The sequence below is a fragment of the Ancylobacter sp. Lp-2 genome, from assembly GCF_020523795.1.
Lineage (GTDB): Bacteria > Pseudomonadota > Alphaproteobacteria > Rhizobiales > Xanthobacteraceae > Ancylobacter.
On the sequence record NZ_JAJALI010000002.1, the window covers coordinates 668853 to 693696 of the forward strand.

General features: G+C 69.5%; 26 protein-coding genes and 1 tRNA gene. 9 read left to right on the forward strand and 18 right to left on the reverse strand.

Features of this window, described 5'->3' with window-relative positions; all coding sequences use genetic code 11:
• The first annotated feature begins 69 nt into the window (after positions 1-69).
• On the forward strand, positions 70-2052 hold the full coding sequence (locus LGR54_RS07715; RefSeq protein WP_230361504.1) for a DEAD/DEAH box helicase: 1983 nt from the start codon (positions 70-72) through the stop codon (positions 2050-2052).
• Positions 2053-2100: 48 nt separating this feature from the next.
• On the opposite strand, the gene LGR54_RS07720 is transcribed toward LGR54_RS07715, so the two are convergent.
• From LGR54_RS07720 to LGR54_RS07750, 7 genes are all read right to left on the reverse strand, one after another.
• Positions 2101-3747 (reverse strand): ABC transporter permease, encoded by a 1647-nt coding sequence (locus tag LGR54_RS07720; RefSeq protein WP_370638156.1) that lies wholly within the window; start codon positions 3745-3747, stop codon positions 2101-2103.
• 132 nt (positions 3748-3879) lie between these two features.
• Positions 3880-4902 (reverse strand): extracellular solute-binding protein, encoded by a 1023-nt coding sequence (locus tag LGR54_RS07725; protein ID WP_370638157.1) that lies wholly within the window; start codon positions 4900-4902, stop codon positions 3880-3882.
• 192 nt (positions 4903-5094) lie between these two features.
• A complete protein-coding gene (locus LGR54_RS07730) occupies positions 5095-6147 on the reverse strand; it encodes an ABC transporter ATP-binding protein (protein WP_230361358.1) in 1053 nt (350 codons plus the stop codon).
• A 165-nt stretch (positions 6148-6312) separates the two neighbouring features.
• Positions 6313-7608 carry a solute carrier family 23 protein gene (locus tag LGR54_RS07735; RefSeq protein WP_230361359.1) on the reverse strand — a complete coding sequence of 432 codons (1296 nt, stop codon included), beginning with the start codon at positions 7606-7608 and terminating at the stop codon, positions 6313-6315.
• A gap of 811 nt (positions 7609-8419) precedes the next feature.
• Positions 8420-8511: transfer RNA gene (locus tag LGR54_RS07740), tRNA-Ser, on the reverse strand.
• A gap of 276 nt (positions 8512-8787) precedes the next feature.
• A complete protein-coding gene (locus LGR54_RS07745; protein ID WP_230361360.1) occupies positions 8788-9495 on the reverse strand; it encodes a hypothetical protein in 708 nt (235 codons plus the stop codon).
• Between the two features lie 147 nt (positions 9496-9642).
• A complete protein-coding gene (locus LGR54_RS07750; protein WP_230361361.1) occupies positions 9643-10353 on the reverse strand; it encodes a glutathione S-transferase family protein in 711 nt (236 codons plus the stop codon).
• Positions 10354-10683: 330 nt separating this feature from the next.
• On the opposite strand from LGR54_RS07750, the gene LGR54_RS07755 reads away from it, so the two are divergent.
• Entirely contained in the window at positions 10684-10992 is a 309-nt protein-coding gene (locus LGR54_RS07755) for a hypothetical protein (RefSeq protein ID WP_230361362.1), read from the forward strand.
• 105 nt (positions 10993-11097) lie between these two features.
• Here LGR54_RS07755 and LGR54_RS07760 read toward each other — a convergent pair whose 3' ends face one another.
• Together LGR54_RS07760 and gatB are read right to left on the reverse strand one after the other, a co-directional pair.
• Entirely contained in the window at positions 11098-11619 is a 522-nt protein-coding gene (locus tag LGR54_RS07760) for a GNAT family N-acetyltransferase (RefSeq protein WP_230361363.1), read from the reverse strand.
• A gap of 15 nt (positions 11620-11634) precedes the next feature.
• On the reverse strand, positions 11635-13128 hold the full coding sequence (gatB, locus tag LGR54_RS07765) for an Asp-tRNA(Asn)/Glu-tRNA(Gln) amidotransferase subunit GatB (protein WP_230361364.1): 1494 nt from the start codon (positions 13126-13128) through the stop codon (positions 11635-11637).
• A gap of 106 nt (positions 13129-13234) precedes the next feature.
• Here gatB and LGR54_RS07770 point away from each other — a divergent pair, with 106 nt between their 5' ends.
• The 3 genes from LGR54_RS07770 (at position 13235) to LGR54_RS07780 (ending at position 15010) form a co-directional block, all read left to right on the forward strand.
• The gene (locus LGR54_RS07770) at positions 13235-13792 is read left to right on the forward strand and encodes a Uma2 family endonuclease (RefSeq protein WP_230361365.1); all 558 of its coding nucleotides are present in this window, start codon (positions 13235-13237) and stop codon (positions 13790-13792) included.
• Positions 13793-13826: 34 nt separating this feature from the next.
• A complete protein-coding gene (locus LGR54_RS07775) occupies positions 13827-14231 on the forward strand; it encodes a GFA family protein (RefSeq protein WP_230361366.1) in 405 nt (134 codons plus the stop codon).
• A 206-nt stretch (positions 14232-14437) separates the two neighbouring features.
• The gene (locus LGR54_RS07780) at positions 14438-15010 is read left to right on the forward strand and encodes a glyoxalase superfamily protein (protein ID WP_230361367.1); all 573 of its coding nucleotides are present in this window, start codon (positions 14438-14440) and stop codon (positions 15008-15010) included.
• A 30-nt stretch (positions 15011-15040) separates the two neighbouring features.
• Here LGR54_RS07780 and LGR54_RS07785 read toward each other — a convergent pair whose 3' ends face one another.
• Positions 15041-15607 (reverse strand): hypothetical protein, encoded by a 567-nt coding sequence (locus LGR54_RS07785; protein ID WP_230361368.1) that lies wholly within the window; start codon positions 15605-15607, stop codon positions 15041-15043.
• Positions 15608-15778: 171 nt separating this feature from the next.
• On the opposite strand from LGR54_RS07785, the gene LGR54_RS07790 reads away from it, so the two are divergent.
• The gene (locus tag LGR54_RS07790) at positions 15779-16045 is read left to right on the forward strand and encodes a DUF6455 family protein (protein ID WP_230361369.1); all 267 of its coding nucleotides are present in this window, start codon (positions 15779-15781) and stop codon (positions 16043-16045) included.
• Positions 16046-16052: 7 nt separating this feature from the next.
• Here LGR54_RS07790 and LGR54_RS07795 read toward each other — a convergent pair whose 3' ends face one another.
• The 6 genes from LGR54_RS07795 to LGR54_RS07820 form a co-directional block, all read right to left on the reverse strand.
• Complete coding sequence (locus tag LGR54_RS07795) at positions 16053-16985, reverse strand: DMT family transporter (RefSeq protein WP_230361370.1); 933 nt, start codon at positions 16983-16985, stop codon at positions 16053-16055.
• Between the two features lie 615 nt (positions 16986-17600).
• Entirely contained in the window at positions 17601-17897 is a 297-nt protein-coding gene (locus tag LGR54_RS07800; protein ID WP_214006786.1) for a chorismate mutase, read from the reverse strand.
• Positions 17897-19378, reverse strand: coding sequence for an Asp-tRNA(Asn)/Glu-tRNA(Gln) amidotransferase subunit GatA (gene gatA / locus LGR54_RS07805; RefSeq protein ID WP_230361371.1), 1482 nt, complete (start codon positions 19376-19378; stop codon positions 17897-17899). Before gatA ends, LGR54_RS07800 begins: the two co-directional genes overlap by 1 nt.
• Positions 19379-19383: 5 nt before the next feature.
• Positions 19384-19671, reverse strand: coding sequence for an Asp-tRNA(Asn)/Glu-tRNA(Gln) amidotransferase subunit GatC (gene gatC / locus LGR54_RS07810; protein ID WP_230361372.1), 288 nt, complete (start codon positions 19669-19671; stop codon positions 19384-19386).
• 339 nt (positions 19672-20010) lie between these two features.
• The gene (locus LGR54_RS07815) at positions 20011-20316 is read right to left on the reverse strand and encodes a hypothetical protein (RefSeq protein WP_230361373.1); all 306 of its coding nucleotides are present in this window, start codon (positions 20314-20316) and stop codon (positions 20011-20013) included.
• A gap of 24 nt (positions 20317-20340) precedes the next feature.
• On the reverse strand, positions 20341-20649 hold the full coding sequence (locus tag LGR54_RS07820) for a hypothetical protein (RefSeq protein ID WP_230361374.1): 309 nt from the start codon (positions 20647-20649) through the stop codon (positions 20341-20343).
• A gap of 213 nt (positions 20650-20862) precedes the next feature.
• On the opposite strand from LGR54_RS07820, the gene LGR54_RS07825 reads away from it, so the two are divergent.
• Positions 20863-21738 (forward strand): hypothetical protein, encoded by an 876-nt coding sequence (locus LGR54_RS07825; RefSeq protein ID WP_230361375.1) that lies wholly within the window; start codon positions 20863-20865, stop codon positions 21736-21738.
• A 159-nt stretch (positions 21739-21897) separates the two neighbouring features.
• Here LGR54_RS07825 and LGR54_RS07830 read toward each other — a convergent pair whose 3' ends face one another.
• Positions 21898-22602 (reverse strand): metal-dependent hydrolase, encoded by a 705-nt coding sequence (locus LGR54_RS07830; protein WP_230361376.1) that lies wholly within the window; start codon positions 22600-22602, stop codon positions 21898-21900.
• A gap of 175 nt (positions 22603-22777) precedes the next feature.
• On the opposite strand from LGR54_RS07830, the gene ruvX reads away from it, so the two are divergent.
• Together ruvX and LGR54_RS07840 are read left to right on the forward strand one after the other, a co-directional pair.
• The gene (gene ruvX / locus LGR54_RS07835) at positions 22778-23257 is read left to right on the forward strand and encodes a Holliday junction resolvase RuvX (RefSeq protein WP_230361377.1); all 480 of its coding nucleotides are present in this window, start codon (positions 22778-22780) and stop codon (positions 23255-23257) included.
• Positions 23258-23259: 2 nt separating this feature from the next.
• Positions 23260-24195 (forward strand): AEC family transporter, encoded by a 936-nt coding sequence (locus tag LGR54_RS07840; RefSeq protein WP_230361378.1) that lies wholly within the window; start codon positions 23260-23262, stop codon positions 24193-24195.
• Positions 24196-24304: 109 nt separating this feature from the next.
• Here LGR54_RS07840 and LGR54_RS07845 read toward each other — a convergent pair whose 3' ends face one another.
• A complete protein-coding gene (locus LGR54_RS07845) occupies positions 24305-24703 on the reverse strand; it encodes a hypothetical protein (protein WP_230361379.1) in 399 nt (132 codons plus the stop codon).
• Between the last annotated feature and the right edge of the window lie 141 nt (positions 24704-24844).

Sequence of the window (24844 nt, forward strand, 5' to 3'; positions counted from 1 at the left end):
CCCTTTCCGATGGCTTCCGTTCGACGCCTGACGACATTTGCGAGATAGGCGGAACCAGCCGTGCCGTTCATGACCACCAACCCGGCGCTCGCCCGCGCCCTGGCCGAACGCGACTACAACAACCCGACCCCGGTGCAGCTTGCCGTGCTGGCACCCGAGGCGTCGGGCCGCGACCTCTTGGTCTCGGCGCAGACCGGCTCCGGCAAGACCGTCGCCTATGGCCTCGCCATGGCCGAGACGCTGCTCGGCACCGAGGAGCGCTTCGCCGCCGCCTCCGCGCCGCTGGCGCTGGTGGTGGCGCCCACCCGCGAGCTGGCGCTGCAGGTGCAGCGCGAATTCGCGTGGCTTTATGCGGCGACCGGCGCGCGCGTCGTCTCCTGCGTCGGCGGCATGGATCCGCGCGCCGAGCAGCGCCTGCTCAACCAGGGCGCCCATATCGTCGTCGGCACGCCGGGACGTCTGCGAGATCATCTCGAACGCGGCCGGCTCGACCTCTCCGCCCTGCGGGTCGCCGTGCTCGACGAGGCCGACGAGATGCTCGACCTCGGCTTCCGCGAGGACCTCGAATTCATCCTCGACGCCACGCCGCCGGAGCGGCAGAGCCTGCTGTTCTCCGCCACCATGCCGCGCGGCATCACCACGCTGGCGAAGAACTACCAGCGCGACGCGCTGCGCATCGAGGTGGCGACCGCCGAGGGCGGCCACGCCGACATCGAATACCGCACCATCCGCGTCGCCCCGACCGAGATCGACCATGCGGTCGTGAACGTGCTGCGCTTCTACGACACGCCGACCGCCATCGTGTTCTGCAACACCCGCGAGGCGGTGCGGCGCCTGCATGCCATGCTGCAGGAGCGGCAATTCTCCGCCGTGGCGCTGTCCGGCGAGCTGAGCCAGAACGAACGCAATCATGCGCTCCAGGCCCTGCGCGATGGCCGGGCGCGGGTCTGCGTCGCCACCGACGTCGCGGCGCGCGGCATCGACCTGCCCAATCTCGGCCTCGTCATCCATGCCGACCTGCCGAACGACGCTGAGAGCCTGCAGCACCGCAGCGGCCGCACCGGGCGCGCCGGCCGCAAGGGCGTGAGCGTGCTGCTGGTGCCGCCGTTCCGCCGCCGCCGCACCGAGGACCTGATGCGCGGCATCGGCGTCGTCCCGGTCTGGTCGGGCCCGCCGACCGCCGAGGAGATTCGCGGGCTCGACCATGAGCGCATGCTGCTCGACCCAGTGCTCACCGACGATCCCGGCGAGGACGACGTCGCCGCCGCCCAGACGCTGCTCGCCGCGCATTCGCCCGAGCACATCGCCGCCGCCTTGGTGCGGCTGTATCGCGCCGGCCTGCCGGCTCCCGAGGAGGTCGCCGATCCCGGTGAGCCGCGCAATGTGCGCGATCGCGGCACCCAGCGCGACTTCGGCGGCCCGTCCGGCGAGGGCGGCAGCGCCTGGTTCCGCCTCAATATCGGCCGCCGCAACAATGCCGATCCCCGCTGGCTGCTGCCGCTGATCTGCCGGCGCGGAAACGTGACGCGCAAGGATATCGGCGCCATCCGCATCTTCGACGAGGAGACCGCCTTCGAGGTCGGCCTCGCCGCCGCCGACCGCTTCGGCAAGGCCGTGCGCAAGGCGGAAGGCGGCGACGTCACCATCGAGCCGTTGCCCGGCGGCCCGTCGTCGGACCGCTCCGAGCGTCCCGCCCGCGGCAAGCCGATGCGCGGCAAACCGCGCCACGATGCGCCGCGCCATGATGCGCCGCGCAGCGACGCCCCGCGCAGCGACAAGCCGTGGCACGATGCCCCGCCGGCCGAGAAGCCGTTCCGGGACAAGGGCTTCCACGACCGGCCCGCCGCGGGAAAACCCGCGCGCGGCAAGAAGGCGCACGGCAAGGCCGCGTTCGACAAACCGGCGTTCGACAAGCCCGCCTTCGACAAGCCCTCGTTCGACAAGCCGCGCGGCGGCAAGCCGACGGGTGCGGGCGCCGGCGAGCGCCCGCCCAAGCGCAATCGGCCGGATGGCTTCGACGGCAAGCCGAAGGCAAAGCGGCCGCGCCCCTGAGCGTCGGCAGATCGCCCGGACCGAAGGCGAAGTCCGGCGGCCGGGCGGTCACGTATCGGCCCGGCCGAGCCGCGCAAGCACGATGACCGGCAGGATACCGATCGCCACGATCAACAGCGCGGCGATCGACGCCTCCTCATAGGTTCCCCGGGCGGCCTCTCCGTAGAGATGGGTGGCCAGGGTTTCGAAATTCAGCGGGCGCAGCAGCAGCGTCGCCGGCAGTTCCTTCGTGCAATCGACGAAGACCAGGAGACCGGCGGAAGCGAGCGCCGCCTTGGTCAACGGCAGGTGGACACTGCGGAACACCCCGGTCGAGGTCCGGCCGAGCATGCGCGCCGCATGATCCAGCGACGGCGAGATGCGGCTGAAGCCGGCTTCGATTCCGCCAGTGGAGATCGCCATGAAGCGCACGCAATAGGCCAGCACGAGCGCCCCGCCGGAGCCGAGCAGCAGCAGCCCGGTCGAGATCCCCGTCACCCGTTCGAAAGCGTCTCCCACGAAGCGGTCGAACAGGCCGACCGGGGCGAGCAGGCCGATGGCCAGCACGGTTCCCGGCACCGCATAGCCGAGCGTCGAGGCCCTCGCGGCCGCCGAGGTGACGCGCCCGGGAGAGGTGCGCGCCGCGTGGGCGATGAGCAGGCCGCAGAGCAGCACGACGAGGGTGGCGACGGCGGACACGACGAAGGTATTGACGATCTCGTCGGCGATGCGCGGCGAAATGCCGGCAAAGCGGTACCGCTTATAGGCCTCGATGCCGAGATAGGCCGCCGGAGCGACGAAGCCGAGCGCGATCGGCAGGAAGCAGAGGGCGAAGGCGCCCGCCGCCTTCCATCCCGTCAGGGGCGCGGCCGCCATGACCCGCGGCCTCTGCGCCGCGGTCGCGTAGCGCTGGTTGCGGCGGGCATGGCGCTCGAGCACCACCAGCATCACCACCAGCACCAGCATGGACAGCGAGATCTGCGCGGCGCCGGGCATGTCGGAGCGGCTCACCCACGCCGTGTAGACGGAAACGGTCAGCGTCCTCACGCCGAGGAATTCGGAGGCGCCGACGTCGTTCAGCGTCTCCATCAGCGCCAGGCTGACGCCGACGGCGATGGCCGGCCGCGCCAGCGGCAGGGCCACGCGGGGCAGAACCGCGCCGCGACGAATACCGAGCGTCCGCGCCACTTCCACCAGGTTGGCGGCCTGCGTCAGGAACATGGCCCGGGTGGTGAAGTACACATAGGGGTAGAGCACCAGGCTCAGCAGCAGGATGCAGCCCCAGATCGAGCGGATATCGGGAAGCCGGAACTCACGCGCATTGGAATAGCCAAGCAGGCTTCGCAGCCCGCCCTGCACGGCGCCGACTGGATGGAGAATGTCGAGATAGGCATAGGCGATGATGTAGGTGGGGACCGCGAGCGGCAGCAGCAGCGCCCATTCGAGAAGGCGCCGGCCGGCGAAGTCATAGGCCGTGACCAGCCACGCCGTCGTCGTGCCGATCAGCGTGACCAGCACGCCCACCCCCAGCAGCAGCACGAAGCTGTCCGCCAGCGCCGCCGGGAGCACATGGCGGATCATGTGCGGCCAGAGGCCGGCGCTGCCGCGGAAGGCGATGACGACGAGGGCGAGGACGGGAAGGCAGATCAGGCCGGCGATCGCGACGGTGGCGATACGCCATCCCATGCCGGAACGGGTCCGGGACACGAACTTCATCGACACGGCATCCGAAACATTCGTGGGAAAGCGCACGGCGCGAGACGCCTCACGGCGACGGTGGGAGCGTCGCCCGCCGTAATGTCGGGACGGGTAGGCGGCGGCCCGAAGGCCGTCGCCCGCCGCCGGGCGTCAGTTGTCGAATCCGACCTTTTCGGCCAGCTTGCTGGCCTGCTTGCGGAACTTCACGCCCTCGGCGATGTCGATCGTGTCCGGCTTGAGCACGCCATATTCGGCGAGCAGCGGATCGACCTTGGCCTTCGCGTTGACCGGGTACTCGTAATTGCCTTCCGCGTAGAGCTTCTGGGCCTCTTCGGAGACGAGGTATTCCAGCAGCTTCACCGCCTCCGCCTTGTTCGGCGCGTGGCGGGCGACCGCAGCACCGGTGATGTTGACCTGCGTTCCGCCCTTCTCGAAGGTCGGCAGCACCAGCTTGACGGCCTTGGCCCACTCCTGCTGCTCCGGCCCGCCCTTACCGCTGCGCATCAGGCCGATATAGTAGGAGTTGGCGACGCCGATCTCGCAGAGGCCGCCCTTGATGTCGCGCGCCACGTCGCGGTCGCCGCCGCCGGCCTTGCGGGCGAGGTTCGCCTTCAGCCCGGTGAGCCACTTCTCCGCGGCCTCCTCGCCATGATGGGCGATATAGGAGCCGATCAGCGCCACATTGTAGGGATGCTGGCCGGCGCGGATGCAGATCTTGCCCTTCCAGGCCGGATCGGCGAGCTGCTCATAGGTGATGGCGCCGAGAGCGAGGTCCTTCGCCGCGTAGACGCTGCGCGCGCGCATCGAAAGCGCGAACCAGTTGCCGTTCGGATCCCTCAGTGTGGCGGGAATGACGCCGGTCAGCACCTCCGACTGGACGCCCTGCGTCAGCCCCTGGTCGACCAGGTCGACGAGGTTGCCGGCATCGACCGTCATCAGTACGTCGGCGGGCGAGCGATCGCCTTCGGAGGCGACGCGTTCGGCCAGCCCGTCCTTGAGGAAGATGGTGTTGACCTTCACCCCGGTGGAGGTGGTGAAGGAATCGAGCAGCGGCTGGATCAGCCCCGGCTCGCGGGTCGTGTAGAGGTTCAGTTCGGCGGCGACGGCCCCTTGCGAAACCCCGAGCGCGACGAGCGCCGACCCCAGCAACATCCCCTTGAACATCGTTCCCATCGCAAGCGGCTCCTTGGCGGTTGACAGATGGACGGGCGAGCGCCGCCGTCCGGCCAAGATGGGAGCAACCACAGTCAGGGGATGTCGTAAAGCCGATATTACGCAAGGTAACAAGCCATCTTGGGCCGATCCCCTCACATTATCGTAATAATAACAAGAATTATTCTAATTAAAATCCAATAGCTCCACTGACTAGAAGACGAAGACACCTTCCTGCGGCACCAGCAGGCGGGTCTTGTCGCCGACGCTGAGCGAGCGACGCTCGGTCGAGCGGATCCGCAACGGCTCGGGGAGCGCCGATACGTGCAGCTTGATCTGCTCGATCTCGCCCATCAGCGCGCAATCGACCACCGTGCAGTCGATGCCGTCGTCCTCGGGGCTCAGCCGCAGGCTCTGCGGCCGGATATAGACCGTCGCCGGCTGGCCGTCGGCAAATCCCGGAGCCTGGAACCGCCCCAGCGGCGTCTGTGCGAACCCGTCGCGGCACGAGGCCGGCAGCTTGTTGAAGGTGCAGAAGAACTCGGCCACATAGGCGTTGGACGGCCGGTCGTAGAGATCACGGCCGCTTCCGGCCTGGACGATCCGTCCCGCCCGCATGAGCACCACGCGGTCGCCGGTGGAGAGCGCCTCCTCCGGATCATGCGTCACCATGATCACGGTGGTTCCGAGGTCGCGCAGCAGGGCGATCGTCTCCAGGCGGATGCCGTCGCGCAGGCCCCGGTCGAGATTGGAGAACGGCTCGTCCATGAGCAGGATGCGCGGCTGCGGCACCAGCGCCCGCGCGAGCGCCACCCGCTGCTGTTCCCCGCCCGACAGCATGTGGGGAAAGCGCTGCGCCAGATGTTCGAGGCCGAGCCGCCCGACGATCTCGTCGCAGCGCTGGCGCCGGGCATCGCGGTCGAGCCGCCTCAGGCCGAACAGGATGTTGTCGATCACGTTCAGATGCGGGAACAGCGCATAGTCCTGAAACATGAAGCCGATATTGCGCGCCTCCGGCTCGACATGCCCGTCGGGGCCGGCGATTTCGCGGCCGTCGAGCAGCACCCGCCCGGCATCCGGCGGATCGATGCCGGCGATGACGCGCAGGAGCGAGGACTTCCCGCATCCCGATTGGCCCACGAGGCAGACCACCTCGCCCGGAGCCACCGCCAGCGAAATGTCGTCGAGAGCCGTCACCGCGCCGAACCGCCGGCAAATCCCCCGAAGCTCGAGACCGGCATGGGAGAGGGGCAGCTGGATGTTCATGACGTGCCTTTCGCCTTGCGTCGTACCGCGCCTGCGGCACGGCGGGGTCTGTTCCCACCCCGCACCGGAACGGCGCCGGCAGGATTCCGCTCGTTTGTCGCTCATTCCCATAGCAGCATCTGGACGGCCGGCCCGCCAGTCCCCGGACACGACCGGCCGTCGCGCTCACGGCGTGGCGGGATCGCGGGCTCCCCGGCCGATGCCCAGCAGCTGGTAGAGCACCAGCGCCGCCAGCGTCGACGTGCCGATACCTCCGAGGGCAAAGCCGCCGATGTTCAGGGTGAAATCTCCCGCCCCGAAGATCAGCGCGACGCCGACGGTGAAGAGGTTGCGCGGATCGGAGAAATCGACCCGGTTGTCCACCCAGATCCGTGCCATGGCCGAGGCGATCAGGCCGAAGACGGAAACGGCGAGCCCGGCGAGGACCGGCGCCGGAATGGTCTGCAGGAGCGCGCCGAATTTCGGCGACAGGCCGAGCAGGATCGCGATCAGCGCCGCGATGGGAAAGATCAGCGTTGAATAGACCTTGGTCATGGCCATCACGCCGATGTTCTCGGCATAGGTGGTGACGCCGGTGCCGCCGCCGAAGCCCGCCAGGATGGTGGCAAGGCTGTCGCCGAGGAAGCCCCGCCCGATATAGGGATCCATATTGTAGCCGGTGATCGAGCCGAGAGCCTTGATGTGCCCGAGATTCTCCGCCACCAGCACGATGGCCACCGGCGCGATCAGGCTGATCGCCGCCCAGTCGAACACCGGGCTGGTGAAGTTCGGCACCCCGAACCAGGGCGCGGCGACGACCGAGTGGAAATCGATGGCCGGCACCACGCCGAGCAGGTTGCCTCCCACCAGCGCGAGGAGATAGCCGAAGCCCAGCGCGATCAGCACCGCCACGCGGCGCGTGGCGCGCGGCCCGTAGGTCGCCACCACCGCCATGCACAGCACGGTTGCCAGCGCGATGCCCAGATGCGCGTAGCTCCCCTTCAGCTGACTGACCGCCACCGGCGCGAGGTTGAGGCCGATGGAGACGCCGATGGCGCCGGTCACCGCCGGCGGCATTAGCTTCTCGACCCAGGCCGAGCCGACCGCCATCACGATCAGCGCGATGACGGCATAGACCAGCCCGGCCGCGATGATCCCGCCCAGCGCCACCGCGAGATTGGGATTGCTCCCCCCGCCGGCGAAGCCCGTGGCCGCCATGACCACGGCGATGAAGGCGAAGGACGAGCCGAGATAGCTGGGCACCCGCCCGCCGGTGGTCAGGAAGAAGATCAGCGTCCCGACGCCGGAGAAGAACACCGCCACATTGGGATCGAAGCCCATGAGCAGCGGCGCGAGGATGGTCGACCCCGACATGGCGAGCAGATGCTGCAGGCTCATGGGCAGGGCGGCGGACAGGGGGAGTCTCTCGTCGGGCATCACCGTGGTCGCGGTGGCTCGGCGCCAGGCGGGAAAGTAGCTCATCACGCGCATCTCGAATGGAGGGGGAGCACGGGTCGCCTCCGCCTTCTGCCGCATCCGATGGACGCGTCGGGTCGAAGCCGGAATCGCCACAAGGTAGCGTTGTGTTGGTCCGAGTGCCACGCCCCAGGCGACCGCACGCCCGCTTGGACCTGCGTCCCGATGTCGGAGGGCGCGCCTGCGGGAGTGGCCAGCCACGCCTCGCATCCGGCACTGCCACGAGGAGCAGCAGCGCAGAATCCCCTGCGGCGGCAGTGGAAACCGGCGGCGTCTCTCCGCCGGTCTATGCCGCCATGCGGGCCGCGAGCCGGGCCCGGCTGCACGCGGGCAACCGCCGCGCCCACGTCACCCGTAGAAGGTCCAGCTCGGCGATCGGCGCATCGGGAGCGTCCCGCCAATTGTCGAAAGCCCGGCGCGCCTCATCGCCCGCGAAGGTCTCGGCCGGGACGCATTGGAGAGGTGGGCCAGATAGTCGAACGACCAATCAGCCATGTCGAATTTCCAAAACTACAGAATTTTCAACCGGATAGACGGCAGCGTCGGCTTCAGACTCGCCGAAAGCTCCGACCCGTTGCACGTCCTGCGTGGCTATCGTGGCGCGTATATCGCCTGCCAGGGCAGGGCTGCGGCCTGCACCGCCACCCTATCGGACGCGCCCGGGAGCCGGCGTCGAGTGCGGGAGGCGAAGTGTCAGGAGGCGACGGCCCGGCCGGAGCGCACGGCCTCCGGGAAAGGCCGGCAGGCCCCCCACCGGGGAAGCGCCCTTCAGCGCCATCGCGCGATCAAGCCAAAATATTGATCTTAAAGGGAAAATTGGCGGAGACGGAGGGATTCGAACCCTCGAGACCCTTGTAGGGGTCTGCTCATTTAGCAAACGAGTGCCTTCAGCCTCTCGGCCACGTCTCCTGTCAGCCGAGCCTGCCCGCCTGAACGACGAAGCACACCTTGCGACGGCGATCTGTCTAGGTATCGCGGCCGGTCTGGTCAAGGCCCAACCGCGTTATCAAGTGCCGTCTCCCGCGCTTCGCATGAAGAAAGCGCGACAATCCGCCGGCCGCCCCTGTCCCGGCAAGCGGCGGCGTCCCCCGTGGCCCGGCCCCGCAAAAGCGCATTCCCGGTCCGGGACGAAGCGTGCGGCACGTTCGTCGAGCCGAGGACGTCGGCGGCTACGAGGTCCCCGATCTAGTGCAGTCCGACCAGCCGCTTCATCCGCAGCGCCACGCAGATCACCAGCGCGCAGCCGATCGGGAACACCAGCTCGTTCACCGCCACGCCGACCAGCCGGGCGGCGGGAATCGCCGCGCCGGTCTGAGCCGCTCGCCACAGGTTCAGCCCCGTCATCGCGGCGGCGGCCGCCAGCCCTACCACGGCGCCGAGCAGCAGATAGCTGCGGATGCCGGTGACCTCGCGTTGCGACAGATAGCCGAGCAGCGCGCCCAGCGCGGCGTATTCGGCGCCCCGGATGGCGCAGACCAGATAGAAGAAGCCGTCGATTCCCGCCGGGGTGAGGCCCAGCGCCGCCTGCACGGTGCGCTGCGCGCCCTTGGCGAGGCCCCAGGCCACCGGGCCGGACAGCAGCCCGAGCAGGCCCATCACCAGCGAACGGTCGCGCCCGGCCACCGTGCCCACTGCGAGGCCGATGCAGACCAGGATCGCCCAGCTCACCCCCTGCGCGAAATCGGCCAGCACCGCCACGCCCGGCCAGCCGGCACCGAAGCCGAGGGCGAACGCGATAGTCAGGAGCTGCACGACAATGCCGAGCAGCACCGCCATCCAGGCGACCCGCACGGCGCGCTGCACCGCCTCGGCGGCGATGGAGCCGGCGATTCCCTCGGCATAGTCGTCGGAGATCGCGGCTGGCCCGCCGCCGATCGGATCCATATCCGTCATCGCACGCCCGCCATCGCTCGCTCGCAGCGTCCCGCCTTCGGGTCACGTTGCGTCACGGCACTGAGGTTAGCGCATCCCGCCGGGAAACGGAACGAATCTCGCGAGGCGCGGGCGGCCCGTCGCCAGCCCGTCGCCGCGAGAAAAGCCTCAGCGGGCGCGTTGACCGAACAGCACCTTCTGCGCGTCCTTGTCGGTGGCGAGATCCACCTTGTTGCGGTCCTCGGCGTTCACCGACAGCCCGCGCTTCACCGCCGGGCGAGCCAGCATGCGCGCCAGCCAGGCCTTGAGGTTGGGGAACTCCTCGATGTTCTGCCCCTGCCGCTCCCACAGCTTCGACCAGCCGATGCAGGCCATGTCGGCGATGGAATAGTCGCCGGCGAGGAAGTCGCGGTCGGCGAGGCGGCGGTTCATCACCCCGTAGAGACGGTGCGTCTCGTTGGTGTAGCGGTCGATGGCGTAGGGCAGCTTTTCCGGCGCGTAGATGCGGAAATGGTGGGTCTGGCCGGCCATCGGCCCCAGCCCGCCCATCTGCCAGAACAGCCACTGGTCGACCTCGACCCGCCCGCGCTCGTCGGCGGGGTAGAACAGGCCGGTCTTGCGGCCGAGATACTGCAGGATGGCCCCGGACTCGAACACCGAGATCGGCGCGCCGTCCGGCCCCTGCGGGTCGACGATGGCGGGAATCTTGTTGTTGGGCGAGATGGCGAGGAACTCGGGCTTGAACTGATCGCCCTTGGCGATGTTCACCGGGACGACCTCGTAGGGCAACCCGCACTCTTCCAGCATGATGCTGATCTTCCAGCCGTTCGGAGTCGGCCAGTAATAGAGCTGGATCGGGTTCGTCTGAAGTTCGGCCATGGGCGCGCGGCCCTCCACAGTCCCGCCCCCTTTTGGGCGTCTCGCCAACAGAACTAGGGCCGCGCGCGGCGGCTGGCAAGCGGGCGCGCGGCGGTGGGGCCGCCTGGCCGCCGCTGCCCGCCCGACGGGCGTTTGATCGGGCACGGGCCGACGATCGCCCAGCGCCCCTGCCGCTGCGGCATGAATTGGGACAGATTCCGCAAAGTATTCGAAGAGCACATGCGTGTAATGACACAACTTCTTCCTTGAGCGGACGAAGTTGCGACATGGACGGCGCGCTATCCTTTGCCCCGTCCGCCGCTCCTGGCGGACAGCATGGAGGACCAGCACATGACACGCAGCCTCTTTACCGGCCGCCACCTGTTCACTGGAATCGCCACCGCGGCCTTCGTCGTCACCTCCGCCGCGGCGTTCGCCGCCAGCCCCGCCCCGACCGCCCCGGCCGCCGCAGCGCCGGCCGCCACCGCCGCCGATGCCGGCCAGCCGGCCACGTCCGGCACCGCCGCCAAACCGGCCAAGCTGGCACAGCAGACCAAGCTGAAGAATTGCGAGAAGCAGTGGAGCGCCGGCGAGAAGGGCGGCAAGCTCAACGACATGACGCGCAAGGCGTTCCTGTCGAGCTGCGTCAAGGGCGCCTGACGCCCGCCACCGGTATACAGGACGGGAACGGCGCCCTCTCCCGCGCGACGTTCCCGTCGCCGCCACCATCGCCGCCGAGGCGGTCAGCCCGAGCGTGGGCCGGCCTCACAGCTCCTGCTTGAAGCCGTCGAGCCGCTTCTCGAAGCCGGCGCGCTCGTAGAAGCGGTGGGCATCGGTCCGCTTCTTGTGCGAGACCAGCTGCAGCGACACCGCCCCGCTCCGGCGCGCCTCGTCCTTGGCGAACGCCATCATCGCCGAGCCGACGCCGAGCCCGCGCGCCTCGGGGTGCACCTGCACCGCCTCGGCGATGGCGATCAGCGTGCCGTGGCGGGTCAGCGCCCGCATCAGCATCAGCTGGAAGGTGCCGAGCACCCTCCCCTGCGCCCGCGCCACATAGAGCGTGGCGCGCGGATCGGCGGCGATGGCCTCGAAGGCCCGCTCATAGTCGGGAAAATCCGCCGGGTCGGCGCTGTCGCGGGCACCGAACATCGTCTCGCGCGCGAGGATGTCGACGATGGCCCGCAGGTCCTCCCGCCGCGCCTCCTCGATGATCACCGCGCCGTCAACACCCGGATCGCTCGCGGCCGCGCCGCCGACGCCGGTGTCCGCCTGCCCGCTCGTGCTCATCGCCGCCCGCCGTGTTCAGATGCCGAGCTTGCCCTTGAGCAGGTCGTTCACCGCCTGCGGGTTGGCCTTGCCGCCGGTCTGCTTCATCACCTGACCGACGAACCAACCGAGCATGGTCGGCTTGGCGATCACCTGCGCCACCTTGTCGGGGTTGGCGGCGATGATGGCGTCGACCGCCGCCTCGATGGCGCCGGTGTCGGTCACCTGCTTCATGCCGCGCGCCTCGACGATGGCACGGGGGTCGCCGTCCTTCTCCTCGCCGATGATGATCACCAGCACGTCCTTGGCGATCTTGCCGGAGATGGTCTGGTCGGCGATCAGGTCGACGAGGCCGGCGATCTGCGCCGGGGTGATGTGGGTGTCGGACACCGAAAGCCCGGCCGAGTTCGCGAAGGCCGAGACGTCGCCCATGATCCAGTTGGCCACCGCCTTGGCGTCGCGCTTCGCACCATTATGGGCGACGGCGGCCTCGTAATAATCGGCGGTCGCCTTCTCGGCCACCAGCACGTCGGCGTCATAGGACGAGAGGCCGTAGTCGCTGACGAAGCGCGCCTTCTTCTCGTCCGGCAGCTCCGGCAGGTGCGCCGCGAGGTCGTCGACGAAGCCCTGCGAGAATTCCAGCGGCAGCAGGTCCGGATCAGGGAAGTAGCGGTAGTCGTGCGCCTCTTCCTTGGAGCGCATGGAACGGGTCTCGCCCCTGTTGGGGTCGAACAGCCGCGTCTCCTGGTCGATGCTGCCGCCATCCTCGATGATGCCGATCTGGCGGCGTGCCTCGACCTCGACCGCCTGGCCGATGAAGCGGATCGAGTTGACGTTCTTGATCTCGCAGCGCGTGCCGAAATCGTCTCCGGGCTTGCGCACGGAGACGTTGACGTCGGCGCGCAGATTGCCCTTCTCCATGTCGCCGTCGCAGGTGCCGAGATAGCGCAGGATGGTGCGCAGCTTGGTCACATAGGCCTTGGCTTCCTCGGAGGAGCGCAGGTCCGGCTTGGAGACGATCTCCATCAGCGCCACGCCCGAGCGGTTGAGGTCGACCAGCGACTGGGTGGGCGAGAGGTCGTGGATCGACTTGCCGGCATCCTGCTCCAGATGCAGGCGCTCGATGCCGACCTCGATCTGCCCGTCCGCCGTGTCGACCAGCACCACGCCCTCGCCGACGATCGGGCTCTTGTACTGGCTGATCTGGTAGCCCTGCGGCAGGTCCGGGTAGAAGTAGTTCTTGCGGTCAAACACCGACTTGCGGTGGATCTCGGCCTTGAGGCCCAGCCCGGTGCGCACCGCCTGCTTGACGCATTCCTCGTTGATCACCGGCAGCATGCCGGGCATCGCCGCGTCGACCAGCGAGACATGCGAGTTGGGCTCGCCGCCGAATTCGGTCGAGGCGCCGGAGAACAGCTTGGAATTGGAGGTCACCTGCGCATGGATCTCCATGCCGATGACGACTTCCCAGTCGCCGGTCGCGCCCTTGATCAGCTTCTTCGGGTCGGCAGGGCGGCTATGCATGTTCATGGGTGGCCTCGTCGGGACGGCGGACTTGTGTCGAGCCTGACTACTCCCATGATAGTGTGCATGGCAACCGGAACGGCCGCCTTGCCCGCACGGCGCGGAGATGGACATGAACATCCGTACCGATATACCTCTGACGAAAGAGACGTTCCTGCGCTGGGTCGAGACGCAGGAAGGTCGCTACGAATTCGTCGAGGGCAAGATCATGATGATGACGGGTGCCTCTTGGGGCCATGTGGAGATTGCCGGGAACCTCCAGACCTTGCTGCGGTCCGGGCTCGACCGCTTGCGCTTTGCCGTAGGTCAGTCGGATTTCGCCGTGGAAACAGCCCGCGGCCTTCGCTACCCGGATGTCTTCGTGCAGGCCGCTGGCATCGATCGCCGGGCCTATGTCGCGACCGCCCCCATCCTGCTCGCCGAGATCCTCTCGCCCTCCTCGCTGGAGACCGATCTGCGTCAGAAGGTCGAGGAATACACCGCCCTGCCCTCGCTCTCCGCCTATGTCGTCCTGGCGCAGGACGAGCCGCGGCTCTGGCTGTGGCAGCGCGGCGCGGACGGCGCCTTCCCGCACGCCCCCGAGATGATCGAGGGCACGGATGCCGCGCTGCCGCTCCCCGCGCTCGGCGTCACCCTGAAGCTGGCGGCGATCTATGAAGGCGTGGGCTGAGCCCGGTTTTCCGGGCGCGGAGCGAGGGCGAAGCATGGCGTTGAAGGGAAGCTGCCTGTGCGGCGGCGTGCGCTACGAGATCGACCGGCTGGACGGGCCGGTCTCCCATTGCCATTGCCACACCTGCCGCAAGGCGCATGCCAGCGCCTTCGTCACCACGGCGGGGGTGGAGCGCGCGCATTTCCGCTGGACCGCCGGCGAGGAACTCCTGCGCAGCTTCGAATCCTCGTCCGGCAAGCAGCGCCATTTCTGTTCCGGCTGCGGCACCCATCTGGTGGCCGAGCGCGCCGGGCAGGCCGTCCTCATCCTGCGGGTCGCCACGCTCGACGACGACCCGGCGGCGCGCCCGTCCTTCCACATCTGGACCAGGCACGACGTGCCCTGGCTTGCCGAGGAGGACGAGGCGCCGCGCTACCCGGAATGGCAGCCCGGCCGCTGACGCCGCGCGAATAACCTTGGGTCACTTGCTCGCCACCACACCCGCCGGCTATCATCCCCTCCGGCTGGTGCGGCCGGCCGCTCGCGTCCCGTCCGGGGCATGGTGAACGCACCGATTGACGACCTGTCGACATCCTCCGTCACCCGGCGGTGCCGTCAGCAAGGCGAGCCCTGACACCACGCATCGCCGCAGACGCAGGATCGACCATGTCCGCTCCGTCCGTTCTCCACACACGCCTGGAATCCCTCGCCGACGCCAAGTTCCTGGCGAAGGCGCTGCGCACCGCCCTTGCCGCGCGCGGCATCGATATCCCCCATGGCCACGCGCTCGATCTGGTCGCCACCCAGTTCGGCGCGCGCGACTGGAACGTGCTCGCCGCGCAGGTGCCGGAGGAGCGCGCCGCCGGCCCGCTCTCGTTCCGCACCACCGCGCCCATCATGCGCATCTTCGACGAGCCGAAGGCGCTCGACTTCTATGTCGGCTTCCTCGGCTTCACGCTGGATTGGGAGCACCGCTTCGCGCCCGGCCTGCCGCTCTATGCGCAGGTGTCGCGCGCCGGGCTGGTGCTGCACCTGTCCGGCCACCACGGCGATTCCACGCCCGGCTCCACCGTCTTCGTCGCGATGGAGGGCATCTCCGCCTACAACGCCGAGCTGCTGGCCAAGGAGAACCCGAACATGCGACCGGGCGTCGAGACCCTGCCATGGGGCCGGCAGATGGAGGTCATCGACCCGTTCGGCAACCGCATCCGCTTCTGTGAGCAGCGCGGCGGCGGCTGATCCGGCGCGGCGTCCCCGCCCCTCACGGCCTCACTGCACCGAGATCAGCGCATAGGGGCATTGCAGGGTCGGGGAATCCGCGCCTTCGCGCCAGCACACCACATTGTGGCTGAGATCGACGATCAGCTGGGTCGGGTCTTCCTCGCCATTCGCGCCGGGCCGGCGCACGAACAGCATGCGGTCCGGCTCGATGGTGCGGACGAGGTGGTAGTACTCGGCATTGCCGTCCGGCCGCTCCTGGAACTCGCGCCACACCTTGTCGCCGAGATTGATCACGCTGGCGTCGAGCAGGCGCATCGTCTTGGTCTGCTCGTTGTAATAGGGCGTCTTGAACTGGATCAGCCGGGCGTCGGCCAGCGCCAGCGGCCGCTTGGCGCCGGTATAGAGCGCCACCACGGCGAGGCTCATCGTGCCCAGCATGAACAGCGCGAAGGTGAGGAAGCCGATCCAGGGATGGCTGCTCTGGGTGCGGGCGAGATAGATCACCCCGCCGCAGCCGATGATGATGCACACCAGCGCGACGATGCCGAGCCCGGTCTCGCTAGCGGCCCGGATGATCGCCGGGCCGTTCTGGAACAGTGCGTTCAACCACTCCATGCCACGCCTCCCCCTTCGGCACGGCACGGCGCGCCCCCCGCGCGCCATGGGTCTGGGCGGGAGAGTGCGCCGGAATGCGCGGCGGCGCAACGGTTTCAATGTCTTGCGGCAGATCAAGGCCGGCGGGGACGGCCTGCGTCAGGCTGCCCGGCGCAGATGAGGAGGCGACAGATGCGCATCGACACCATCGACGAACGGCTCGCTTTGTTCCGGCACATGGCCGGCCATATGGGCCTGCACGAGCTCGATCCGGCGGCGATTCCGCTCGGCGAGCTGCGGGCCGGCGCCCAGCGTTGCCTCGGCTGCCGCACCGGCGAGGCCTGCCGCGACTTCCTCGCCCGCGAGCCGGAGAACGCGCCGCCGCCGGAGTTCTGCCGCAACGCCGATACGTTCCGCCGCTGGGTCGAGGCCGCGATCGAGGGCGCCCCCTCGCGTTGATCCGCGCTCAGCGCAGGCTGATCAGCGCCGTGCCGAGGATCGCCACCATGGCGCCGATCCAGGCGGCGGGCGACGGCGCGACGCGGGTGCGCAGCCACACCATCGGCAGGATCGCCACCGGCGCCATCGAGGACAGCGTCGAGACCACGCCGACATCGCCGCCGGCCAGCGCCGCCATCAGGAGCGCCATACCGAGCACGGTGCCGAAGAAGGCCGACGTCACCGCCGTGGCGACGTTGCGCGCGGTGGCGGGAGCGGTGTCGCGCCGCGCGAAGGGAAACGCCATCAGCGCCAGGAAGAACGCCGCCGCGAGGCCGGAGCGCACCGCCATCGCCGCGAACGGCTCCACCCCCGCCGCCATGGCCGGGCGGGCGAACAGATTGCCCAGCGCCTGGCCCATCGCCGTCACCACGCCGAGCCCGATGCCGGCCCAGCCCGGCCCGGCTCCCCAGCGGGCCTTCGGACGCGGCGCGCCTTCCGGCGCCGGCACCACGAGGCTTTCGGCCTTCGTCCCCCGTCCGCGCGGCTGCCCGACCGCCAGCGCCACCCCGGCCAGCACCAGCGCGACGCCGAGCCCCTGCCGGGCGGTGATCGTCTCGCCGAAGACGAGATAGCCGAGCGCCAGCGCGAAGGGCGAGGTGAGCGCGAACAGCAGCGCGGTGACGCGCGGCCCGGCGGTGTAGATGGCGGCGAAATAGGTGGTGCTGGCGATGACGATGCCGAACAGGCCGGAAGCCGCCAGCTGCATCAGCTGGGTGCCGCCGAGGCTGCTCCAGCCGCCGAGCGCGGTGGCGACGGCCGCGTTCATCAGGAAGGCGGCGCTCATCTGCCAGCGGGTGAGGCGGAACAGGCCGACGCGCCCGTTCAGCTCGCTGATGAACATGGCGCTCAGCGCGATGCAGCTAGCCGCGCCGACGGCCATGAGTTCGGAGAGGAACACGGATCAAGGTCCTCGGCGGCCCGCCGCCGTTCGGAAGCCCGCCGACCGGAGGGAGCCGGCTGCGGTCACGCACGATGCGGCATGCTCAAAGCATGGCGACGCCGCCAAGACCATTAGACCTTTACCAGTCGACCTTCGCGGCAGATCTCCGCGCGGCAGATCCTCGCGCCCGACCGGCTGAGGGGCATCCGATCCAGCGATGACCGGAGGAGCGACCCGCCCCCTCTCCCCACGCAGAACTCGGCTGTTGCCGGGTTCTGTGGGAGGCAGAATCAAAGCCGGGCATTTCCGACTTTGACGGGAGAGGGTTGGGGTGAGGGGTCTTCGACGCTTCCCGATCGCGCCTCCCCTCGCCCACCCGCCGCGCGGCCACCTCTCCGCCGAAGCCGGATGTTTCCGACCCCGGCCCTGCCGCGACCGAACACAGCAATAGCCGGGTTCGGGTGGCCGGATGTTTCCGACTTCGGCCCTGCCCGAACCGAACGCGGCAACCGCCGGATTCAAACGACCAGACGTTTCCGCCCTCGGCCCCGCCGGAACCGAACGCGGCAACCGCCGCGTTCGGTTCCGGCGGGAAGAGCGCCGCCGAGAGCAACCCCTGCCCCGCCGCCCGCGTTAGCCGAGCCGCTCGTTCTCGTAGTCGACCACCCACTGGATCAGCACCCGCCACAGCTTCTCGGCGAGTTCGGGCGGCACGCCCTTGGTCTCGGCGCTGGCGGTCACCTTCTCCACCACGTCCTCAACCCGCTCGGGCAGCAGCGCCGCGAGCCCCTCGGCCCGCTTCACCGCGATGACGTGCTTGACCACCTCGAAGCGCCTGGCGAGCAGCTCCACCATCTGCGCGTCGAGGGCGTCGATCTCCGCCCGGAAGGGCGCGAGGGCACTCTCGTTCTCGGGGAGCAGGCGCGCCATCACCGCCACCAGTCTTCCGGGCAGGGGAAGCGGCCGGCGGCCTCCTCGATCACCTGGCCGAGCGAGAACAGCGCCTCCTCGCCGAACGGCCGGCCGATCAGCTGCAGCCCGAGCGGCAGCCCCTCGCCCGACAGCCCGGCCGGCACCGCGATGCCCGGCAGGCCGGCCATGTTCAGCGTCACGGTGAACACGTCCTGCAGGTACATCTCCACCGGGTCGGCACCGGACTTCTCGCCGATGCCGAAGGCCGGCGACGGGGTGGCCGGGGCCAGCACCGCGTCGACGCCGGCGGCGAAGGCGTTCTCGAAGTCGCGCTTGATCAGCGTGCGCACCTTCTGCGCCCGCACGTAATAGGCGTCGTAATAGCCGGCGGAGAGCACATAGGTGCCGATCATGATGCGCCGGCGGACCTCGGCGCCGAAGCCGCTGGCGCGGGTCTTCTCGTACATCTCGATGATGTCGCGGCCGGGCACCCGCTCGCCATAGCGCACGCCGTCATAGCGGGCGAGGTTGGAGGAGGCCTCGGCCAGCGCGACGATGTAATAGGCCGGCAGCGCGTATTTGCTGTGCGGCAGGCTGATCTCGACCACCTCGGCGCCGGCGTCGCGCAGCCATTGCGCGCCCTCGTCCCACAGGGCGGCGATCTCGTCCGACATGCCGTCGACGCGATACTCCCTGGGGATGCCGATGCGCATGCCCTTCACCGAGGCGCCGACCGCCTGCTGATAATCCGGCACCGGCAGCTTGGCCGAGGTCGAATCCTTCGGGTCGTGGCCGGCCATGGAGCGCAGCAGCAGCGCCGCGTCGTTCACCGAGCGGGCGATCGGCCCGGCCTGGTCGAGCGAGGAGGCATAGGCGATGATGCCCCAGCGCGAGCAGCGGCCATAGGTCGGCTTGATGCCAACCGTGCCGGTGAACGCCGCCGGCTGGCGGATCGAGCCGCCGGTGTCGGTGCCGGCCGCGCCGGCGCACAGATGCGCCGCCACCGCCGCCGCCGAGCCGCCGGAGGAGCCGCCCGGCACCAGCGGCTGGGACGAGCCCTCGCGCCGCCAGGGGTTCACCGTGGCGCCGAAGGCGCTGGTCTCGGTGGACGAGCCCATGGCGAACTCGTCCTGGTTCAGCTTGCCGAGCATCACCGCGCCGTCGCGCCACAGATTGGCGGTGACGGTGGATTCGTACTGCGGCACGAAGTGCTTGAGGATGTTGGAGCCAGCGGTGGTGCGCACGCCGTCCACCGCGTAATTGTCCTTCACGCCGAGCGGGATACCCTCCAACGGTCCCGCCTCGCCGCTGGCGAGGCGCGCGTCGCTGGCCTTGGCCATGTCGAGCGCCTTTTCCGGCGTGGTCAGCACGAAGGCGTTGAGGTCGCCGGCCGGCTCGATGGCATCGAGATAGGCCTGGGTCAGCTCGGTGGCGGAGAAATGGCCCTGCGCCAGCCCTTCGCGGGCGGCGGTGAGGGTGAGACGGGTCAGTTCGCTCATGGGGCTCACTCCACCACCTTGGGCACGGCGAAGAAGCCGTCCTCGGTCACCGGGGCGTTGGCGAGCACCCGCTCGGGATAGAACCCGTCGGTCACCACGTCCGCGCGCAGCGGCAGCGTCATCGGGGTGACGCTGGTCATCGGCTCGACGCCGGTGACGTCGACCTCGGCCAGCTCGTCCACGAAGGCCAGGATAGCGTTGAGCTCGCCCTGGAGATGGACCACTTCTTCCTCGGTGACGGCGATGCGCGCGAGATGCGCGACCCGCCGGACCGTCGCCTGATCGACCGACATGAGATTACCCGACACGACATGAATTGCTGCCGCGCCGTATAGCAGGCCGGCGGCGCGTCCCGCAACGCGCCACCGGCCCTTCCCCCGCACTCCGGCGCCGCAATCCTGTTCCCGGGCGGGAAAGGAGTGAGGCGCGGCAACGGGCGACAGAAACCCGCCGGACAAATCCCGCCCGTGGGAGACCGCCTGCGGGCGGCTCCCGGGCGGTCTCCCACCGGCTTGCTGCCCACCGGCGGCGACGGCCGCGTCACCCCCGCGCTTCCCTGTCGAGAGAGGAACCGCGGATCGGCCGGTGAACCCCGGCCCGCGGGTTCAACCCGCCGGCCTTGTTCGTCGATCTCAGCTCTTCACCATCGCCAGGCACTGGCCGGCGGCCTCGGCATTGGTGCGCGCGGCGCCGCGATCGATCTTGCCGCCCATGGCGAGCGAGCGGGTCTTGTCGGTCACCACGTCGCGGACATCGCCGCCCGAGCTGATGCCCGGCAGCGAGGCGACATAGATCGCCTTGCCGTCGGCATTGAGCCCAGCGGCGCAGGAATCGGCGGCGGCCTTGTCGGCGAGCGCCGGGGCCGAGGCGGCGATGAGCGCCCCGAGGCACAATGCGGCGGCCGTGCCCCGGCGGAGCCCGGTAGGGGAAATGGACATGCGACTCTCCTGTTACAAAACGGCTCAGCGCAGGCCGGGATGATTGACCGGCCCGCCCATATTCACCCCCGGTCCCGGCCGCGCGACGGCACGGGCATTCGGGTTGGCGACACATCCGACCGGGTAGCCCGGGCGGGTGCAATAAATGGCCGCGCGTACGGCGGGCGCCGGCGCGGGGCGCACCACGCAACCGCGCGGATAGCCTGGCCCGGTGCAGTACACCACCGCGGCGGCGGGGGAGGCGCCGGCGATCAGCGCGCCGGCCGCCAGCAGGGCGCCGGCGGCAAACGCCCCGGCCGCATGGCGGAGTGACGGGATTCCCTTGCAGCGCATGACACGTCCTCGCTCGGGACGGTTGTCCCTCCGGGCGCGGAGTGAACGCCCGGCGCTGCCCTTGCGCAATGCCGAATTTTGATCGCGTCCGATCCCGATACCGCCGGGCAGCATCCGCCACGGGATTTTCCGGTCGCCCGGCCGGTTCCGGCGGGTTGAAGCGGTGGCGCACACAATGTCATAACGCTGCGAAATTCGGATCGATGGAAGCCCATGCTCGATACGGCCACATGGCGCGCGCCCGCGGCGGAACGCCGGCCAGACCTTGAGGCCCTGCGCGCCCATCCCGGCTTTCCGCAGGCGGCGCGACAGGCGGCGGCCGGCATCGTCGAGACCTATCGCGGCAGCGCGATCATGAACCGGCTGCTCAATGATCGCGGGCGCTTCATCCTCTCCATGCTGGCGCTCGCCCTGCATCTCGAATCGCCCGGCAAAGGCAATGCCGGCGCCGGCAGCGGTCTCAGCGCCGGGCGGCTGAAGGCCGAGGCCGCCGCCCTGAAGGTGTGCAGCCCCGGCCGCGTCGTCGCGGTGCTCGGCGCCTTCCGGCTGCTCGGCCTCGTCGAATCCGTCCCCGGCCCGGACCGCCGTCTGAAGCGGCTGGCGCCGACCGACCGCCTCCTCGGCATGCACCGCGCCCGCTGGCGGCATCTGCTGGCCGCCATGGCACCCATCATGCCGGAGGGCGAGGCCGGTCTCGCCCGCCTCGGCGATCCGGCATTCCTGCCGCCCTATGTCGACGCCCTGCTCCAGCCGTTCCGCGACGGCTGGCGGCTGCTCGACGACGTGCCGGAACTCGCCCCCTTCGCCGACCGCGACGCCGGCATCGTCATCGCCCTGTCGCTGATGGAGACCGAGTTCGACCGGCCGGCGCTGCCGATCACCCATCTGGCCGGCCGGTTCGGCGTTTCGCGCTCGCACGTGCTCGACCTGCTGCGCGCCGGCGAGGAAACCGGCCTGCTGCGCCGTCCCGATCCGCGTGGCGGCGCACTCGCCGAGCCGGCGCTGGTGGAAGCGCTCAACGATTTCGTCGCCGTCGCCTTCCTGATGCAGGCGCAGGCCGTGCGCCGGGCCTGCGCGGCGCACGGCTAGAGACGCGTCGCCCCTCCCTCTCCCTCCGGGGAAATGGATCGGGGAGAAGGTCGGCGCGGCCCCGCGCCGCTCCCCTTCACCGCCGCGGCCGAGAAGCGATCTCTGCGCGATGGAAGAAGAGGAGGCGTTTGAGGGCCGGCCGTTCGCGTTGCGCCCGCCTCAGCCCTTGGCGAATTCCTTCGGCGTGCCGCTTTCCAGCACATGCACGCTCGCCTCGTCGCCGACGAAGCTGACGAAGCGGTCGGCCGTGGGCTCCAGCGGGGGGAAGGAACCGTAATGGCAGGGGATGATGGTCAGCCCCGGCAGGAAGCGCTTCACCGCCAGCGCCGCCGTCTCCGGCCCCATGGTGAAGCGGTTGCCGATCGGCACGATGACGATCTCCGGCCGGTGGATCTCCGCGATCAGCTCCATGTCGGAGAAGATGTCGGTATCGCCCATGTGCCAGATGGTCGGCTCGCCGGGAGCATGCACGATCAGCCCGTTGGCGTTGCCGAGATAGGCGGTGGCGCCGTCGACCACCATGCCGGAGGAATGATCGGCCCGCACCATGCTCACCGAGAAGCCGTCAAGGCCGATGGTGCCGCCGGTGTTCATCATCTCCAGCTTCTTCACCCCCTGCAGCCCCAGCCAGGAGGCGAGGTCGGCATTGGCGACCACCGTCGCCCCGGTCGAGTCCGCGATCGCGACGGTGTCGCCGACATGGTCGCCATGGCCATGGGTCAGCAGCACATGGGTGGTGCCGAGCACCGCCACGTCGCGGCCGGTCGCGAAGCTGGGGTTGCCGGACAGGAAGGGGTCGATCAGCACCACCTTCCCGGCGAAGTCGAGGCGGAAGGCTGCGTGTCCGAACCACGTGATCTTCATGGAGTATCTCTCTGGCTGCCGACGATGAGCGCAACATAGGGCGCCCGCCGGCGGGCTCAAGCTGGACTTTTCGGCCTCATCGGCCATCCCGCAGCGGAAATCGGCCGCATCGTCCACCTCACTGCACTGACCGGACGCTCTGGCGCGCCCCCTCCCGGCGTGGTAGCGCAAGGGCATGAGCGCCCCCATTCTCCGCATCGAGGAAGCCGCCGGCCAGCTGCCCCCGCGCGGCGGGCTGCTCGGCCTCGATCTCGGCACCAAGACCATCGGCATCGCCAGCTGCGACCCCGACCGGCGTCTCGCTGCGGCGGTGGAAACCATTGCACGCAAACAGTTTACTCCCGACGCGGCGCGCGTCCTCAAGCTGGCCGGCGAGCGCGGCGCGGTCGGCTTCGTGCTCGGCCTGCCCGTCAACATGGATGGCAGCGAGGGCCCCCGCGCCCAGTCCACCCGCGCCTTCGCCCGCAACTTCGCCAAGCTGACCGAATTACCGATTATGCTGTGGGACGAACGGCTTAGCACCGCCGCCGTCGAGCGGGACCTGATCGGTGCCGATGTCAGCCGGGCGAAACGGGCCGCCGTGGTGGACCAGCACGCCGCCGCCTTCATCCTTCAGGGCGCGCTCGACCGCCTGCGGTTCCTCGCGAGCGCCTGACCATGGCCGGCGTCCTCAGCGCGCTCGTCCCGGTGTTCTTGGTGATCGCCCTCGGGGCCGCGCTGAAGCGGGGCCTCCTCACCGAGGACAGCCACTGGATCGCGTTGGAAAAGCTCACTTATTTCATTCTTTTCCCGGCGCTGATCATCGTCTCCATCGCCCGCGCCGACCTTGGCGGGGTGGCGGTGCTGGAGGTCGGCGCCGCGCTGCTGCTGGCGATTCTGGGCCTCAGCGCCGCGCTGGCGCTGCTGCGCCGCCCGCTCAGCCGGGCGCTCGGACTGACAAGTCCTTCCTACACCTCGCTTTTCCAGGGATCGGTGCGCTGGAACTCCTATGTGGCGCTGGCGGTGTCCGGGGCTCTGGCGGGTCCGAAGGGGCTGGCCGTCGCCGCCGTGGCGCTGGCGGTGATGATTCCCGCGCTCAACGTGCTGTCGGTCGCGGTACTCGCCCGCCACGGCGCCCGCTCCAGCGCCGCGCCGCCGCGCATGCTCGCCCAGATCGCCCGCAACCCCTATGTCTGGTCGTGCGCCATCGGGGCATTGCTCAACGAAATCAACGTCATACTTCCCGCCGTGCTGATGACGTTCGTCGACATTCTCGGCCGTTCCTCGCTGGCGCTCGGCCTGCTGGTGGTCGGTGCCGGGCTACGGATCGACAGCCTGCGCCGCCCGCACGCGGCGACGCTGGTGTCCTGCTTCTTCAAGCTGGCGCTGCTTCCCGCCATCGCCATCGCCCTCGGCGTGGCGCTGGGGCTGCACGGCGTCGACCTCCTGGTGGTCGCCATCGCCTCCTCGGTGCCCTCGGCGCCGAACGGCTATGTGCTGGCGCGGCAGATGGGCGGCGACGCGCCGCTGCTGGCGGAGATGCTGACCGTGCAGATGATCGTCGCCACCGTCACCATGTCGGCGGCAGTCGCCACGGCGACCTATCTGTCCTAACAAGGCCTTAGGCAGAAAAACTCATGCAAAACGCGAACGGCAGGCCAGCGGCCCGCCGTCCGGCGATGGCGTGAGGCGCGAAACTCGGCAACGGCCGGCGCCGTGCACGTCAATTGTCGTAGCGCGGCCCGTAGTAGCGCTCCCGCCCGTAATAGCCATAGCGCGGCCCAGCGTAGTAGCGCGGCCCATAATAGGCGCGCGGGGCGTAATAGCGGTAGCGGGCTCCGTAATAGCGCGGACCATAATAACCATCATAGCCATAGCGCGGCCCGTAATAGTAACCGCGATTGGCATTGGCGATGGCCGCTCCGGCGACCACCCCGGCCGCGACGCCGCCGGCCACCCAGCAGCCGGTGCAGTCCACCCGTTCGACCGGCACGCCGTCAGCCCCGGCGAGTGCCGGATCGAAGCGGAGCGGGGCCGCGGAAGCCGGCACTGCGGCGAGCGAGGCGGCAAGCACGAGTCCGACCACGCCGAGACGGGCCTTCCGGCTCGACATCCCTGTCATGGCATCCTCCTGTCCTTTGAGCCCCCAGATCCTCGACGGAATAACGTCGGCGAACGGCACCGGGTTCCGGCGGTGCCGCGACGCGATTTCCGGGACAGGTGCCGATAAGCGCTTGCGAGGAGCCACATCAGCGTCTATCCA

Bases quoted from the DNA above. Each gene is read 5' to 3' on its own strand.
- gatC (WP_230361372.1), bottom strand. From the start codon at position 19,671: ATGTCGGTCGATCAGGCGACGGTCCGGCGGGTCGCGCATCTCGCGCGC.
- LGR54_RS07715 (WP_230361504.1), top strand. From the start codon at position 70: ATGACCACCAACCCGGCGCTCGCCCGCGCCCTGGCCGAACGCGACTAC.
- LGR54_RS07745 (WP_230361360.1), bottom strand. From the start codon at position 9,495: ATGACGGATATGGATCCGATCGGCGGCGGGCCAGCCGCGATCTCCGAC.
- LGR54_RS07845 (WP_230361379.1), bottom strand. From the start codon at position 24,703: ATGACAGGGATGTCGAGCCGGAAGGCCCGTCTCGGCGTGGTCGGACTC.
- LGR54_RS07750 (WP_230361361.1), bottom strand. From the start codon at position 10,353: ATGGCCGAACTTCAGACGAACCCGATCCAGCTCTATTACTGGCCGACT.
- LGR54_RS07735 (WP_230361359.1), bottom strand. From the start codon at position 7,608: ATGAGCTACTTTCCCGCCTGGCGCCGAGCCACCGCGACCACGGTGATG.
- LGR54_RS07720 (WP_370638156.1), bottom strand. From the start codon at position 3,747: ATGAAGTTCGTGTCCCGGACCCGTTCCGGCATGGGATGGCGTATCGCC.
- LGR54_RS07815 (WP_230361373.1), bottom strand. From the start codon at position 20,316: ATGTCCATTTCCCCTACCGGGCTCCGCCGGGGCACGGCCGCCGCATTG.
- LGR54_RS07825 (WP_230361375.1), top strand. From the start codon at position 20,863: ATGCTCGATACGGCCACATGGCGCGCGCCCGCGGCGGAACGCCGGCCA.
- gatB (WP_230361364.1), bottom strand. From the start codon at position 13,128: ATGAACATGCATAGCCGCCCTGCCGACCCGAAGAAGCTGATCAAGGGC.
- LGR54_RS07785 (WP_230361368.1), bottom strand. From the start codon at position 15,607: ATGGAGTGGTTGAACGCACTGTTCCAGAACGGCCCGGCGATCATCCGG.
- LGR54_RS07770 (WP_230361365.1), top strand. From the start codon at position 13,235: ATGAACATCCGTACCGATATACCTCTGACGAAAGAGACGTTCCTGCGC.
- ruvX (WP_230361377.1), top strand. From the start codon at position 22,778: ATGAGCGCCCCCATTCTCCGCATCGAGGAAGCCGCCGGCCAGCTGCCC.
- LGR54_RS07820 (WP_230361374.1), bottom strand. From the start codon at position 20,649: ATGCGCTGCAAGGGAATCCCGTCACTCCGCCATGCGGCCGGGGCGTTT.
- LGR54_RS07840 (WP_230361378.1), top strand. From the start codon at position 23,260: ATGGCCGGCGTCCTCAGCGCGCTCGTCCCGGTGTTCTTGGTGATCGCC.
- LGR54_RS07830 (WP_230361376.1), bottom strand. From the start codon at position 22,602: ATGAAGATCACGTGGTTCGGACACGCAGCCTTCCGCCTCGACTTCGCC.
- gatA (WP_230361371.1), bottom strand. From the start codon at position 19,378: ATGAGCGAACTGACCCGTCTCACCCTCACCGCCGCCCGCGAAGGGCTG.
- LGR54_RS07800 (WP_214006786.1), bottom strand. From the start codon at position 17,897: ATGGCGCGCCTGCTCCCCGAGAACGAGAGTGCCCTCGCGCCCTTCCGG.
- LGR54_RS07730 (WP_230361358.1), bottom strand. From the start codon at position 6,147: ATGAACATCCAGCTGCCCCTCTCCCATGCCGGTCTCGAGCTTCGGGGG.
- LGR54_RS07790 (WP_230361369.1), top strand. From the start codon at position 15,779: ATGCGCATCGACACCATCGACGAACGGCTCGCTTTGTTCCGGCACATG.
- LGR54_RS07775 (WP_230361366.1), top strand. From the start codon at position 13,827: ATGGCGTTGAAGGGAAGCTGCCTGTGCGGCGGCGTGCGCTACGAGATC.
- LGR54_RS07760 (WP_230361363.1), bottom strand. From the start codon at position 11,619: ATGAGCACGAGCGGGCAGGCGGACACCGGCGTCGGCGGCGCGGCCGCG.
- LGR54_RS07755 (WP_230361362.1), top strand. From the start codon at position 10,684: ATGACACGCAGCCTCTTTACCGGCCGCCACCTGTTCACTGGAATCGCC.
- LGR54_RS07725 (WP_370638157.1), bottom strand. From the start codon at position 4,902: ATGGGAACGATGTTCAAGGGGATGTTGCTGGGGTCGGCGCTCGTCGCG.
- LGR54_RS07780 (WP_230361367.1), top strand. From the start codon at position 14,438: ATGTCCGCTCCGTCCGTTCTCCACACACGCCTGGAATCCCTCGCCGAC.